This window comes from Rhodohalobacter sp. SW132 (assembly GCF_003390325.1).
In the GTDB taxonomy this organism is placed as follows: domain Bacteria; phylum Bacteroidota; class Rhodothermia; order Balneolales; family Balneolaceae; genus SW132.
The window spans coordinates 365,180-378,403 of record NZ_QUOK01000001.1 but is presented as its reverse complement, the minus strand read 5'-3'; the positions used below and the strand labels follow the sequence as shown (position 1 = coordinate 378,403).

Genomic DNA, 13,224 nt, shown 5'->3' with positions numbered 1-13,224 from the left:
AACATACAGCGGCTTGCCAACGTGGTACACATACAGTAAACAACTGTAGCCGTCATTAAAACAAGGAGTAATCTATGTCTTTAATCAGATCACTAAATTCAGGCGTAAGCGGTTTGAAAGCGTTTCAAACCAAAATGGATGTTATTGGGAATAACATCGCGAACGTGGAAACAGCCGGTTTCAAATCTTCAAGAGTTTCATTTTCGGAGATGATGAACCAGCGGCTCGGACGTTCAGGCGCCGGCGGAGATTCTGCCCCGCAGCTGAGTAACGAAGTGGGCCTGGGTGTGCGTGTAGCATCCATCGACCGGGATTTTAGCCAGGGTGTCATGCAGACAACCGGCCGGGAAACCGATCTTGCACTCGAAGGGAACGGATATTTTATGGTGAACGACGGCAGCCAGAACCTGATGACCCGTGCAGGAAACTTTGTTTTCAATAAAGACGGAGTTCTTGTTGACCAGGGCGGCCGGCAAGTTCAGGGATACAATGCCGACAGAAACGGGAATGTTCTTGGCGGCGGTACTACAAACGGCATTCGGATTGATTTCGAAAATGCACTCCCTCCAAAAGCTACCGAACAGGTGAAGCTGGCAGGTAACCTCAATGCAAACACAAGTAAATCGCAGGTTGTGCAAGGGCAGAACGGGTTCACAGTTGATGGCGGCGGAATGGCAAACCTCAATACCGAACTCAATAATCTGGCACAAACGAACGAGGATCTTGTAAATGGAGATGTAATTTCATTCAACGTTACACTGAATGACGGCACGGCCTCTACATTCGATTATACGTACAATGACGGTGACACCATGGAGGATATGATCCAGGCATTTAACACACAGCTGAATGCAGGTGGTGATGAAGGACAGCTGACATTGATTGACGGCCTGATGGTTCTTCGTTCATCTCAACTCGGTGACAGCAGCTTGCAGATTAATGACGTTGCGGTTACCGGTACAGGTAATGTGAACTTCCCTGGATTCCAGGTTGTGCAGGCGGGTGAGTCGAATACACGTACCATGAGTACCACAGTATATGATGATCTTGGCCGGGCTCACTCCATGATTCTGGAATTCACGCAAACATCAAACAATGAATGGGAGTATGAAGCGAAATTCATTGATGGTCAGGAGATTACGGATGGTGCCACCGGTACGGTGGAATTTGATGAACTGGGTCAGCTCGCTTCCGGAAACACAATTGACATTGCGTTTGAGCCGGGCAACGGTGCGAGTGCAACCCGTTTTGAAGTTGAACTGGGCAACTCCTCACAGGGAACCCGATTCACACAATATGCCGGTTCCAACACCGCTAAGGTTGTTGACCAGGATGGATACACCCAGGGTGAACTTGTAGATATTGCGATTGACGGAGATGGCCGTGTACAGGGTATTTACGACAACGGAAACAACATGGTGCTTGCACAGCTGGCCATTGCACAGGTTCAGAACCAGAACGGTATGGAGATGATAGGGAACGGCATGTTCCGCCCTACATCCGCAGCCGGTGAAACATTCATAAATACTGCCGATAACTTTGCAGATGCAAACATCAATTCGGGTGCTCTCGAGGGATCGAATGTTGATCTCGCCAAAGAGTTTACCGAAATGATCACATCGCAGCGGGCGTATCAGTCCAATGCACGCGTAATCAGTACATCCGATGAGATGCTGATGGAGGCTGTTAACCTGAAGCGGTAATCTCTTCAGTCTGACTCATTAAAACATCGTTAAATCTATTGAAGCGTTTCGCATTGATGAATCCTGAAAGGGAAATATCAAGGCGGAACGCTTTTTTTATGGATTAAACCCGGTTTAAAACTCTAACATTAAATCTGATATTATCGGGCTGATTTTAAATTAAGTTTCGAAATGGCGAGTCGATAAGATTCATATGTTAGATAAATCGACAGTCATAGGATTTACGCTTGGGTTTTCACTGATATTTCTTGCCATTATAACGCAGGGAAGTGTCCTTGTATTCGCCAGCTTTGCCGCCATTCTTATTGTCGGCGGAGGGATAATTGCGGCTACAATGATTAACTACAGTTTTGAGAATATCAAAACGAGCTTCGCCGCAATATTAAGTATGATTGGTGCGAAAGATGTTGACCTCCGTACCGATATGGAGCTCCTAAGTATGTTTGCCCGGCGGGTACGGTCGGATGGAGTGCTGGTTCTCGACAGTGATATTCAGCACATCGAAGATCCCTACCTGAAAAACGGATTGCAGCTTCTGGTTGATGGATTCAAAAAGGAGAGTCTCGATAGTATTTTACGTGATGAAATTAAAAGCCGGGAACGGCAGATTGATACCTCCATCAACGTGATGTATTCGATGGCCGATTATGCTCCTGCTTTTGGAATGATCGGTACTGTTATTGGAATGGTACTGATGCTGCAGAATATTTCAGATCCTGAATCGCTCGGAGCCGGTTTGTCCGTTGCGCTTATCACTACACTTTATGGTACCATATTGGCAAACATGTTCTTTGGTCCGCTTGCAGGGAAGCTCGAATACCTCAGCGAGCTCGACCTGAACAGAAAGGAGATGTTTCGAACCGGTATTAACTCCATCCTGGAGGGTGAGAATCCCCGGATTATGGAGAAAAAAATGCTCATCCATGTTGATCCGAAAAGCCGCGCAGAGTATATCAAATATCACGAAGGCATACGCATCAGCAAGGAACGAGATGAGAGATTCTATAAACTCTGGATAGAACAGCAGAATAAGGAATGGGACGATCTAAAAAGAGTTCTGGAAACTGGTTAATGACGTATAGTGACCTTGTCACTCTGTTATTGGTATTCTTCGTGGTGCTTTATATGCTCACCCCGGGAGTGGATGTTTCTGTGTTTGATAATTTTCTGTCATACTTCCAGCGGTCTATCGGTGTGATTGAAAACACTTCGGTTCTCGAACAGAATACACAAAGCAGAGATTCGTACCGGATGATGGTGGTGGAGAAGTGGCAGGTTGTGGAGGATTTATTAGAACGTGAAGGTCTGGAAGACCAGGTTCATATTGAGGAGATTTCTGAGGGTGTGAAAATCACCCTGAGTGATTCACTCACATTTAATAGCGGATCTTCGGAATTATTGCCGGCAGCAAGGCGTGTGCTTGCGGAGGTGGCTTCTGTATTTGATGACGAGGTTGAAGAGTCTGAAGTGCAGGGGCATACTGATACCGTACCGGTAGCAGCAAGCTCTTACTACCGGTCGAATTGGCACCTGGGTGCAGCACGAAGCGTATCTGTGCTCAAATTTATCCAGGAGCGGTCTGATATGGAGCCGGAACGGTATAAATCGAGCAGTTTTGGGGAATACCGGCCGGTTGCAAATAATGAAACTGCAAGCGGCAGGCGCCTGAATCGCCGCGTTGAAATTTATGTACGATACAAAGGTCTGATGCAAGATGCACAGGACCCGGCGATCATGTTTTCCGAGAGTGAACTCCGGGAAATTCATGAAGGCCTGAATCAAATGGATTAATACTACTATGGCTGTAAAGAAAAAGAAGCCGACAGGCGAAGCAAAAAGTAAAAAGAAAAGCAGATCAAAATTTCTTCCTTTAGGAAAATATTTCCTGATTCTGCTGGTACTGGCATCACAGGTGGTGCTTGCTTACCAGATTGTTGATCACAATTACGGAAATGTTTATCAGCTTGTGGATGGGCTTTTTGCACCCACACCGGGCTCATATACCATGGAAGAGTTAGTTGTGAATCCCGCCGGATCAAACGGCCAGAGGTTCCTTGTTGTACAGGTAAACCTTGAATTACGTGATGAGAAGCATGCAGAGCTGATTGAAAAGAATATTCAGAAAGTGAAGCATGGAATGATCGAAGTGCTTTCATCCCGGACAGTATATCAGTTAAATACCTTCGAAGAGAGAGAAATTCTGCGCAGTGAACTGGCAGAGGTAACAAATAATGCGATAGGTGTGCATTCGGTACGCAATTTGTATTACATCAGATATGTAATGCAATGATGCAAACAACCGAACGACATAACCTCTATGAACTCAGTGCCCCAAAAGCAGAAGCCCGGGAAGCGTAAGTATGTAGCTCCATACGATTTCAGGCAGCCCAAGCTTTTTAGTAAAGAGATAATGCGCACTCTGCGTACTCTTCATGATGTTCTTGCCCGAAATCTGAGCAGGGTCTACAGCAGTGCGCTCCGGCAAAAAGTAGATGTATACCTGCAGAAAATCGATCAGATTTCAACTAGTGAGTTTATTCATAAAATTGAAAGCCCAAGTGTAATTTATCTCCTTTCGGTAAAAGAGCTTGGTGGTGATGTAATTAAGGTAATTCCGCCCGGATTCTGTATCCATCTTATTGAACGCCAGAGCGGCGGCCGGGGAGATGACATGTCTGAGAGGCGAACACTTACCACTATCGAGGAGAAAATCATTTCCCGGATCATGAAAAATGTGAATCGCGAGATTGTTACGGCATGGGAACCCTACATGGACTTTCACATCAATTCAGCCACCTACGAGAGCAAGCCGGAAAATATCCATTTGATGTCGGTTGATCCGACCATAGTCGCAAAATTCATCATCGATAATGGTACGGCACAAACGGAATTCCAGATCTCCTATCCCTACAGCCTTCTGAAAGATGCAATGCAGGAATCTGTTTTACGGAAAGGAAGCCAGGGAAGCACGGAAAAACTCAATCCCAAAGAATTCGAATCGTACCAGCGAACATTAATGAGCGCAAAAGTCCGGGTTCAGCCACTGCTCGGAACCACACGGCTAACGATCAATGAGATCATCGATCTGAAAGAAGGGGATACCATTCCACTGAACCAGCGAACCGATAAGCCCCTGGAAGTTCGAATCAATAACGTTCAGAAAATGGTCGCATATCCCGGGTTAATTCAGGGAAGAAAAGCTATTAAAATATTTGAAATCATAGAAGAAATTAACGAACAGGAATTAGTATAGATATGGAAAACTGGAAAGAAGAATTTCAGAAATATTTGCCGGACGTTGAGAAATTTTTGACGTCTGTGCTTCTTGAAGAGACACACATTGAGATCGTATCCTCCGAAGTGCTGGAGAAACAATCGGTACTCGATACCGCACAAAAAACCGATATTTTCCTGTTTACCCGAGACCAGGAAAATAATGCAGACTGCCTGATTGTACTCGAAGAGGAGTGGTACGGACTGCTTTCCAGTATTATGCTTGGTGTTGAGGAGAAAAAAAACAACGAGATTACCCGGGACCTGCTGAAAAAATTCTCATCGGAATTGTCGGCAACTCTTATCAAGAGAATTGAACAGAACGGGCAGAAAGCTGAGCCCGGGGAGATGCAGGTACTCACACATCCACAAGTTGAAAAACTGCTGGCCCACACCGAGTATTTCTTCGCTAAAATGGAGATTGAAGGTGTTGCCGATGAAAATGTGCGGGCCGCTTTCCTGGTTGGAAATCCGGAAGCTATCGAGGCAGAAGAAGAGCCGGAGGCGGAAGAAGAGGCTCCAAAACAGGAAGAATCCGCCAAAGCCGATAAAAAAGCTCCTGCAGAAAAACCGGATCCTTTAGAAAAAGATTTTTCTCCCGTAGAAGCCAAAGAGATGGAGGAGATAGGCTCCATGGAAGATGTGATTTCCGGAAGCCATATTGAGTTCGAAGATTTTGATGAATCATCCAACGGAAATGGCCACCATAATGGCGACAGCCGAAGTATGGATCTCCTGAAAGATGTGGAGATGGATGTGTCTGTGGAATTGGGCCGTATCGAACTGCCGCTCGGTAAAGTTCTGCAGCTTGCAAAAGGATCGGTAATTGAGCTTGAAAAACTGGCCGGTGAACCGGTGGATATTCTCGTGAACGGTCACTGCATAGCCCAGGGCGAAGTGGTGGTGATCGATGAACATTTTGGAGTTCGAATTGCAAACCTGGTGACCACACGACAGCGAATAGCCAAATTACAATAATGGATATAAAAAACTATCTGTCGTCCTCATCGACAGATCCCAAACAGATTCTCAAAATTGTACTCATTTTTGCCGCCGTATTACTCGTACTGTGGCTGATCATGGTCTCCCGGATGGATTTCCGCGGGGATATGGAAGGTCCCGGACAAGCGGTGCATACCCAGTCCGACTCACTTCGGCCCGCAATTACACAAAATGAAGGCCGGCCTCAGCGAACCGAATCCGAGCGCCCGAGCATCTTTTTTAACGCCTTCACAACATTCGTAATTCTCATCGGGATGCTTGCGCTGGTCTGGTTCTGGTCGAGAACAAACGGATCAGGGAAATCGACAAAACAATCCGGTTTTAATGAAATCGGCGGACATCCGCTTGGGCAGGGGGCCCAGCTTAAAATTGTAGAGATTAATAACGAAATCTGGGTGATGGGAATTACCGGAAGCTCCGTTAACCTGCTTCATCGATACAGCAGGGATGAGTGGACCGAAAAAGTAGAACAGGAAGAGCCCCGCGAAGAATCCACTTTTTACAAGTTATTTAAAGGAGAGAAAAAGTGAAGTTTATCACGCTGATATTAAAATCCAGATTTTCAAAAGCGTTTATGCTGATGGGATTGCTATTCGCCGCTTTTCCGGCCGGTGCGTATGCAATGTCGATGGCGGGCGCGGTTTCACCAACGTTTTCGGTGAATTTTCCGGTGATATTGCAGGCGCTGCCGCAGATCGATCTTTCTATCGGCGGAGAAGCAGAAGATTTCTCCCTGGCCATCCAGGCTCTGATTCTCATTACCGTACTATCCTTCGGCCCCGCGTTCATCACCATGATGACCTGCTTTACACGTATCATCGTGGTATTCTTTTTCCTGCGGATGGGGCTTGGAACGCAGCAATCGCCGCCAAACCAGGTACTGATCGGCCTTGCGCTGTTTCTTACGATTTTTATTATGATGCCGACATTTAACCAGGTGAACGAACTGGCCATCCAGCCGTACATCAACGAAGAGATGACCCAGGCGGAAGCACTGGTCCAGGCCGCTGTGCCACTGAAGGAGTTTATGGTTGCACAGACCCGCAACCAGGATCTGCTCTTTTTTATGGATATGGTTGAAATAGAAACTGTGGATAGCATCGAGGATCTGCCCCTTTTTGTGGTCGTGCCCTCTTTTGTGATGAGTGAGCTTAGGATCGCATTCCAGATCGGGTTTATGATCTACCTGCCGTTTATGGTGATAGATCTCGTGGTGGCTTCAATTCTTCTGGCGATGGGAATTATCTTCCTGCCACCGGTTCTGGTGTCGCTGCCGTTTAAAATCCTTGTCTTTGTGTTGACCGACGGCTGGTACCTGCTGGTACAGTCGATGGTAAGAAGTTTTAATTAGCGAAACGGCCGGATGCAAATCAAAAGAGAATTGCCCGGCCAAATAAAACCCGAGATAGTATGAATATTGATACCGGAATTTACTGGCTTCAGGAGATGCTGATGGCCGTTGTTGTGCTCTCTGCCCCGGTTTTAACGGGTGCGCTTGTGGTAGGGTTGACAATCGCCATCTTCCAGGCAGCAACATCAATCCAGGAGATGACGCTTAGTTACGTACCAAAAATGATCGTGGTAGTAATTATCCTGTTCTTTTTGTTCGGTTTTATGCTTCAGTTTGCGATCGATTTTATGCAGCGCATTTTCGACTTCGTACCCCAGATCGCAAATTAAAAATGCACGGAAGCCGAAACATCGGTTTGCAGTATCAGGTGAATTAACATGGAAATCTTATCTGTAGATTACATACTGGCTTCCTTCCTTATTTTTGTGAGGGTCAGCAGCCTGATGCTTACCGCTCCGTACTTCAGCTCAGCTGCATTTCCCGCCCAGGTTAAAATCTTCTTTGCCCTGATCACCAGTGTTCTGCTCTACCCGGTAGTTCCGGCCCAGAACGTTCTGATCGATACCGATTCCGGCGCGCTTTTCCTGCTCACGGCCATTATTATCGAAATTCTTGTTGGTGCGGCACTGGGACTCGTGGGGCAGATTATTTTTGCCGGTCTTGAACTTGCCGGGCGCCTGATAAGTCTTAAAATCGCGCTCGGTTTTGCCAGTATGGTCGACACCATGACCCAGCAGCAGAGCACGATTGTCAGTAATCTCTTCAACATGCTGGCCGTACTGGTTTTCCTCTCAATTGACGGAGAAAAAATTTATCTGAATGCGCTTGTGCACAGTTTTGAACTCGTGCCGCTTCAGCAGGCGGAGATTCAGCTTGCCGGTCCGTTCATGCTTGAACTTGCCACGTACTTGTTTGTGATTGGCGTTCAGATCACGGCGCCCTTTCTGATTGTTCTTTTTCTGATTGACCTCTCACTCGCAATTTTTGCCCGCATCATGCCGCAGGCCAATATTATGTTTATCGCGCTGCCGATTAAAATCGGGACCGGGTTTATCCTGCTCTATCTCGTAGCACCTTATCTGCCGGTAGCGTTCGAAATGATGTTCACCCGAATGTTCGATTTCCTGGAAGAGTTTGTCGGTTTGATGATGCCGATGCCTTAAATTCAGCTATTCAAATCTACCTTAAGCAACAATCGCAATCAGCATAGTGTCACCAGCTGGCACACTGTATTTGAAGCGACAGTCATAAAGTCCCCTCCCCGAAGGAATCGGGATCAAGTGTGGCTCGAGAGGATGTGAGAAAATAACGTATCAATACGTATTGAGAATTATAAAATTCACCACGCCCCGCAAGGGATCCCCAGGGGAAAGCCACGAGGGCTCGAAGATTCACGAATTGGATTTGTTTGATTCTATTAAACTTCGTGTATCTTCGTGACTTTGTGCCTTCGTGGTAAAAATAAATGGCTCATATATTTGATTGTGAATTTTCTCAGCTCCCAGACTTTCTTACCCACCCCCGTCCCCTCCCTATCGCGCCCTAACGGGACTTGATAGGGAGGGGAGCTTCAATACAAGCTTTCATACCTTAAAAAATAATAAATGCCTTCAAATGAGAGGGTAAATTCTCACAGCCTCTCGAGAGGGTATTCAGGGGTGTGTTCCCCGGAGCCTTGATAAAACTGTAGCAGTATTATGGCTTCTTACCCTATCAACACACCCCTCGGTTTGAAAATCTGCGTTCCGCAGTTTTCAAATCCATTTCCCCTCTCAAGCCACACATGGTCCCGATTCCTTCGGGGAGGGGATTTTTCTGCGTGATCACTTCCCGGAGAATTCACGAAAACACGATGGTTTCACGAAATGTTTTAAAATCATAAATTCTTCTTCGTGATCCTTCGCGCCATCGTGTCCTCGAGGTAAAAAAATAAGGCTCGTTGTTTGATCGATCTATTTTATGACCTATTTCAAATAATACATCAGCAGTTTAGCTGATCACAGAATTTAGATCACCAATTACAGTTAAATCAAAAACAGATCATGGAAACACCCAACATTGTACCGTTTGATGCCGGCCGGCACGGAAATGCTTTCTGCGATTTAAATATGTCTTGGCTGGAAGATTTTGGCTGCAGTGATGAAGATATCAACGTTCTGAAATACCCTGTTGAACAGATCATTGAGAAGGGCGGGGCGATTCTGGCGGCAGAACTGGACGGCACTCCGGTTGGAGTTGTAGCCCTGAAACCGCTGAACGATGATCTTGAGCTGACTAAAATGGCGGTGCAGGAATCTGCCAGGGGAAACGGAATCGGGACAAAACTGATGAACGCCGCTATCCAAAAAGCCCTGGAAATGAATGCCGGCCGGATGGTGCTTTTTACCGATCCGCTGAAACTTCGCCCTGCATTTCTGTTGTACCGCAGGTTTGGATTCACCGAAACGCCATTTTACAAAAGCCGGGACTGCAGGTGTTCCACCGCAATGGAAAAATATTTGAAAACAGATTTTATAACAAAGGAACGGAACGTCTGGATTGAAGAGTATGGTGCCGCTCCTGAACTTCTTAAAAATCTGCTGAGCACCATTAAAACGGAGGAACTCCATTATCGCCCGGATGAAAAAAGCTGGTCTGTTCATCAGCAAATTGCTCACCTCGCCGACAGCGAAGCGAATAATTATGTGCGGCTGAGGCGATTTGTTGCTGAGCCCGGAAAGCATGTGTTTGATTGGGATCAGGATGTATGGACCGATAAAATCCTGGGTGATTACCGTCCATGGGAAGAAGCAATCGAACTTTTTTCACATTTGAGAATCGCAAACTACCGGCTGCTGACAGCACTTGAGCCGGATCAGTTTAGCAATACAATCATCCACGAAATAAATGGAGAATTAACACTGACCGAATGGCTGCTCTATTATAAAAATCATACACACTATCATTCCATACAGCGAAACCGATCTCAATTTCAAAACAGGAAAAACAGATGAAACAGCATGCATACCGGGCAAACATTGTCTGGACCGGAAATCTTGGAAATGGAACTTCGGGTTACAGGGCCTACAGCCGCGATCACCTGGTAGAAGTGGAGGGAAAACCGGATTTGAATGGAAGTGCTGATCCGCAGTTTCGGGGTGATCCGGAAAAGCATAACCCGGAAGATCTCTTCCTGGCTTCACTTTCAGCGTGCCATATGTTATGGTATCTGCATCTTTGTTCGGTACATGACATTATCGTGACGGAGTATCGGGATGAGGCCATGGGAAAAATGGAGGAGCAGCCGGATGGCAGCGGAAAGTTTGTGAATGTAACGCTTCATCCAGAAGTGAAAATACAGTCGGCCGAAAAGCAGCAGAAAGCTATTGAGCTGCATAAAGAGGCCGGTAAAAAATGTTTTATTGCCAACTCCTGTGCTTTCCCGGTAGAATATCAGCCGGTTGTTGAAGTCGAGACGGGGAATTTGTAGAAGATTTTAATGAAGGGAAAAGGAGAGTTTTGAGCGTGAATGGAAAAATGTCGGTTTACCGATGATGGGAGATCGCGGGTCGATGCCCGCAATGACGTTGGTTAAACTGATAAGATGATTGAATTGTACTTCAGTTCAATCTTATAATTGATGTGGGTTTGATACATCTATCAAAGACGAAACTTCTTTTCAAGCGAAAAGATCTACATTTCGGCCGATTCCTTCGCGAAGGGATTTAGCGGTCTGAATGCGAAACACTTCTGCCCCGGAAATCTCCTGGGAGCGTTTGCGTGATGGGCGTTCGTTCAGCGAAAACACGGGTCGACGGGCATCATTCTCCCTGCGTTGTTTGGCATCCCTTTCTGCATCTCTTTTTTTATTCAGAAGCTCCGGGATACGGTTTAATCTCGATATTTTTGATATAAGAGCCATAACATTATTTCATGCTATTGCTGGTGATCGCCTAATCAAACGCTGACTTACGATCGCAGCAAAATCTTTATGATTAACTTACTGCGATAAGTATAATCATATTATCGGTCCAATCAAGGCAAACTGAATCGCCGGGGCGTTAGACTTTATTAAGATTTGGCTCTGTGACTCTGTAACACGGGTTAGATGCTTTGGAACACCTCCTCGTGCATAAGATCCTGCTTAAGCTGAATAAGGAGCTTACCGACGATTTGTGAGATCCGCGCTTCTGAAAGTTCAAGCAATAGCGCAATTTCACTCATGGTCATATCTTCATAATAATAGAGTGTTAAGATCAGACGGTCGCGCTCATCAAGCTGCCCGATTTTTTTCTTCAGGCTTTCGGCAACTTCTTTACGCTCCATATTGTGATCGGGCGTTACACTATCCGGATCAGCATGGATTTCATAATAGGTGCCGGAATCTTCATCAAAAGTGTTGTCCAGTGAAAGTGCATTTCGCTGCTGAACATACGTCAGAAGCTGATGATACTCATCCAGAGACATATCGAGTGCACTGGCCACTTCATCCTCACTTGGCATACGGCCAAGCTCCTGCGATTTTCTCTGGATTACCTCCTGAACCTGACCATAATTCTTACGCTGTTTACGCGGAAGCTGGTCAATTTTTCGCAGGTAATCGATCACACTGCCACGGATTCTGTAGTAGGCGAACGTGTTAAACTGGATATTTTTCGAGCAGTCGTACGTGTCGAGTGCCTGGATCAATCCGCTGATCCCCGCACTTTCCAGATCTTCGCGCTGTGTCAGCGGCTGATCGGGACGGTTAATTTTTCCGATGATGCTGCGAATCAGCGGCATCGATTTACTGATGATTGAATTTCGAAGCCCCGGTGCCGGATGCTTGCAAAATGAATCAACGATTTCCTGTAGCGATAAGTTACTCATATCTACCCCTCTTCTTTGGTTTTTGACTTATTTTCCTTCATGCCGGGCACAGTGGATTCTTCTATATTGGAGTTGTTCTGAATGATGTTCAGGAAAAAAATTCCCAGGTACACCACTGTAAAAAGGATCATAAAAACTATGAGACTTCTGTAGAGAGCAACATCCGGGTTGCTTCCGGCTATCAGAAGCAACATAAATTTGAAAAGAGAGATCACTGTAATAAGTCGGATTAACATGATTTTCTGTCTTTGTAATTATAAAACTGGTTTCTCTGCGCGCTGCGGCACTTTACCTGCCATGCCGGCTACATTTTCTGCGATAAAGCGCAGTTCATCGAGTATCGGGTCGCCTGGGTTCGACTGCAGCAGCGTCTGCTGATCTTTCACTGAATTTTTTACCGCAATGCTTGCAGGGATAAAGCCCAGGTAATTCACCTGCTTTTTCAAAAAGTAATCGAGAATATGGTTGAATCGCTTGCAGGTGCTTTCGGCTGATTCCTCGTCATCAGCAAAATTGACCACCGCGGCAAAGTTGAACCCCGGGTCGATGGAGTACACATATTTGCAGAGGCGATAGATATCGGAAATGGCGGTAGGCTCATCCACAAGAATTATGGTGCCAACATGGGCACGGTCGAGCGCCCAGAGAGTCATTTCTCCCGCTCCCGCCGGTGTGTCGATAATAATAAAGTCGTAATCTGCCGAGAGATGGCTCACAATCTGGTCGAGTGCATCTACCATCAGGTCGGGATCAAATGTATGGTGCGCGGGATCATCAGAACCGGTGATCAGTGTAATTCCGCCGGCATCCTGCGGCAGATCTTCCAGTCCGTTCTCTCCGCGGATCCAGCCGGCCACACTTCCGTGCACCTGCTCATTCAGCAGAGTGGCGCAGTTGGAAAGGCCGATATCGGCATCAATCAGCGCCACACTAAAACCGATTAGGGTTAACATCTCCGAAAGGTTTACACTGGTCATGCTTTTGCCAACGCCGCCTTTGCCGCTGATCACAGACAGTACAAATGGTCCTTCTGTTTGGTTATTCATT

16 protein-coding genes are annotated in these 13,224 nt (G+C 46.3%); 12 read left to right on the top strand and 4 right to left on the bottom strand.

What is annotated here, in order from left to right:
- Positions 1–74 precede the first annotated feature (74 nt).
- The 12 genes from DYD21_RS01640 to DYD21_RS01585 all read left to right on the top strand — a co-directional run bounded on the left by DYD21_RS01640 (position 75) and on the right by DYD21_RS01585 (position 10,798).
- Positions 75–1,703 (top strand): flagellar hook protein FlgE, encoded by a 1,629-nt coding sequence (locus DYD21_RS01640; protein ID WP_116031258.1) that lies wholly within the window; start codon positions 75–77, stop codon positions 1,701–1,703.
- A 193-nt stretch (positions 1,704–1,896) separates the two neighbouring features.
- Positions 1,897–2,775: a motility protein A gene (locus tag DYD21_RS01635; protein ID WP_116031256.1), complete on the top strand. Its 879-nt coding sequence runs from the start codon at positions 1,897–1,899 to the stop codon at positions 2,773–2,775.
- The gene (locus DYD21_RS01630; RefSeq protein WP_116031254.1) at positions 2,739–3,494 is read left to right on the top strand and encodes a flagellar motor protein MotB; all 756 of its coding nucleotides are present in this window, start codon (positions 2,739–2,741) and stop codon (positions 3,492–3,494) included. Before DYD21_RS01635 ends, DYD21_RS01630 begins: the two co-directional genes overlap by 37 nt.
- Positions 3,495–3,501: 7 nt before the next feature.
- Positions 3,502–3,993: a flagellar basal body-associated protein FliL gene (fliL, locus tag DYD21_RS01625; RefSeq protein ID WP_116031251.1), complete on the top strand. Its 492-nt coding sequence runs from the start codon at positions 3,502–3,504 to the stop codon at positions 3,991–3,993.
- A gap of 27 nt (positions 3,994–4,020) precedes the next feature.
- Positions 4,021–4,956, top strand: coding sequence for a flagellar motor switch protein FliM (locus DYD21_RS01620; RefSeq protein ID WP_116031249.1), 936 nt, complete (start codon positions 4,021–4,023; stop codon positions 4,954–4,956).
- Between the two features lie 2 nt (positions 4,957–4,958).
- A complete protein-coding gene (fliN, locus tag DYD21_RS01615) occupies positions 4,959–5,954 on the top strand; it encodes a flagellar motor switch protein FliN (protein WP_116031246.1) in 996 nt (331 codons plus the stop codon).
- Positions 5,954–6,508 carry a flagellar biosynthetic protein FliO gene (locus DYD21_RS01610; RefSeq protein ID WP_116031244.1) on the top strand — a complete coding sequence of 185 codons (555 nt, stop codon included), beginning with the start codon at positions 5,954–5,956 and terminating at the stop codon, positions 6,506–6,508. The genes fliN and DYD21_RS01610 overlap by 1 nt, the downstream gene beginning before the upstream one ends.
- Positions 6,505–7,329, top strand: coding sequence for a flagellar type III secretion system pore protein FliP (gene fliP, locus DYD21_RS01605; RefSeq protein WP_199535442.1), 825 nt, complete (start codon positions 6,505–6,507; stop codon positions 7,327–7,329). The genes DYD21_RS01610 and fliP overlap by 4 nt, the downstream gene beginning before the upstream one ends.
- A gap of 59 nt (positions 7,330–7,388) precedes the next feature.
- On the top strand, positions 7,389–7,658 hold the full coding sequence (gene fliQ / locus DYD21_RS01600) for a flagellar biosynthesis protein FliQ (RefSeq protein ID WP_116031242.1): 270 nt from the start codon (positions 7,389–7,391) through the stop codon (positions 7,656–7,658).
- Between the two features lie 48 nt (positions 7,659–7,706).
- A complete protein-coding gene (gene fliR, locus DYD21_RS01595) occupies positions 7,707–8,492 on the top strand; it encodes a flagellar biosynthetic protein FliR (protein ID WP_116031240.1) in 786 nt (261 codons plus the stop codon).
- An 879-nt stretch (positions 8,493–9,371) separates the two neighbouring features.
- The gene (locus DYD21_RS01590; protein WP_116031238.1) at positions 9,372–10,322 is read left to right on the top strand and encodes a GNAT family N-acetyltransferase; all 951 of its coding nucleotides are present in this window, start codon (positions 9,372–9,374) and stop codon (positions 10,320–10,322) included.
- Positions 10,319–10,798, top strand: coding sequence for an OsmC family protein (locus tag DYD21_RS01585; protein ID WP_116031235.1), 480 nt, complete (start codon positions 10,319–10,321; stop codon positions 10,796–10,798). The genes DYD21_RS01590 and DYD21_RS01585 overlap by 4 nt, the downstream gene beginning before the upstream one ends.
- A 189-nt stretch (positions 10,799–10,987) precedes the next feature.
- On the opposite strand, the gene DYD21_RS01580 is transcribed toward DYD21_RS01585, so the two are convergent.
- From DYD21_RS01580 to DYD21_RS01565, 4 genes are all read right to left on the bottom strand, one after another.
- Entirely contained in the window at positions 10,988–11,230 is a 243-nt protein-coding gene (locus tag DYD21_RS01580) for a hypothetical protein (protein WP_116031233.1), read from the bottom strand.
- A 182-nt stretch (positions 11,231–11,412) separates the two neighbouring features.
- A complete protein-coding gene (locus DYD21_RS01575) occupies positions 11,413–12,177 on the bottom strand; it encodes a sigma-70 family RNA polymerase sigma factor (RefSeq protein ID WP_116031231.1) in 765 nt (254 codons plus the stop codon).
- Positions 12,178–12,179: 2 nt separating this feature from the next.
- The gene (locus tag DYD21_RS01570) at positions 12,180–12,413 is read right to left on the bottom strand and encodes a hypothetical protein (protein ID WP_147303463.1); all 234 of its coding nucleotides are present in this window, start codon (positions 12,411–12,413) and stop codon (positions 12,180–12,182) included.
- Between the two features lie 18 nt (positions 12,414–12,431).
- Complete coding sequence (locus DYD21_RS01565; RefSeq protein ID WP_158551375.1) at positions 12,432–13,223, bottom strand: P-loop NTPase; 792 nt, start codon at positions 13,221–13,223, stop codon at positions 12,432–12,434.
- Position 13,224: the final 1 nt, after the last annotated feature.

Excerpts from the sequence above, each read along its gene's own strand:
- DYD21_RS01640 (WP_116031258.1), top strand. The coding sequence starts at position 75 with ATGTCTTTAATCAGATCACTAAATTCAGGCGTAAGCGGTTTGAAAGCG.
- DYD21_RS01635 (WP_116031256.1), top strand. The coding sequence starts at position 1,897 with ATGTTAGATAAATCGACAGTCATAGGATTTACGCTTGGGTTTTCACTG.
- DYD21_RS01630 (WP_116031254.1), top strand. The coding sequence starts at position 2,739 with ATGGGACGATCTAAAAAGAGTTCTGGAAACTGGTTAATGACGTATAGT.
- fliL (WP_116031251.1), top strand. The coding sequence starts at position 3,502 with ATGGCTGTAAAGAAAAAGAAGCCGACAGGCGAAGCAAAAAGTAAAAAG.
- DYD21_RS01620 (WP_116031249.1), top strand. The coding sequence starts at position 4,021 with ATGAACTCAGTGCCCCAAAAGCAGAAGCCCGGGAAGCGTAAGTATGTA.
- fliN (WP_116031246.1), top strand. The coding sequence starts at position 4,959 with ATGGAAAACTGGAAAGAAGAATTTCAGAAATATTTGCCGGACGTTGAG.
- DYD21_RS01610 (WP_116031244.1), top strand. The coding sequence starts at position 5,954 with ATGGATATAAAAAACTATCTGTCGTCCTCATCGACAGATCCCAAACAG.
- fliQ (WP_116031242.1), top strand. The coding sequence starts at position 7,389 with ATGAATATTGATACCGGAATTTACTGGCTTCAGGAGATGCTGATGGCC.
- fliR (WP_116031240.1), top strand. The coding sequence starts at position 7,707 with ATGGAAATCTTATCTGTAGATTACATACTGGCTTCCTTCCTTATTTTT.
- DYD21_RS01590 (WP_116031238.1), top strand. The coding sequence starts at position 9,372 with ATGGAAACACCCAACATTGTACCGTTTGATGCCGGCCGGCACGGAAAT.
- DYD21_RS01585 (WP_116031235.1), top strand. The coding sequence starts at position 10,319 with ATGAAACAGCATGCATACCGGGCAAACATTGTCTGGACCGGAAATCTT.
- DYD21_RS01580 (WP_116031233.1), bottom strand. The coding sequence starts at position 11,230 with ATGGCTCTTATATCAAAAATATCGAGATTAAACCGTATCCCGGAGCTT.
- DYD21_RS01575 (WP_116031231.1), bottom strand. The coding sequence starts at position 12,177 with ATGAGTAACTTATCGCTACAGGAAATCGTTGATTCATTTTGCAAGCAT.
- DYD21_RS01570 (WP_147303463.1), bottom strand. The coding sequence starts at position 12,413 with ATGTTAATCCGACTTATTACAGTGATCTCTCTTTTCAAATTTATGTTG.
- DYD21_RS01565 (WP_158551375.1), bottom strand. The coding sequence starts at position 13,223 with ATGAATAACCAAACAGAAGGACCATTTGTACTGTCTGTGATCAGCGGC.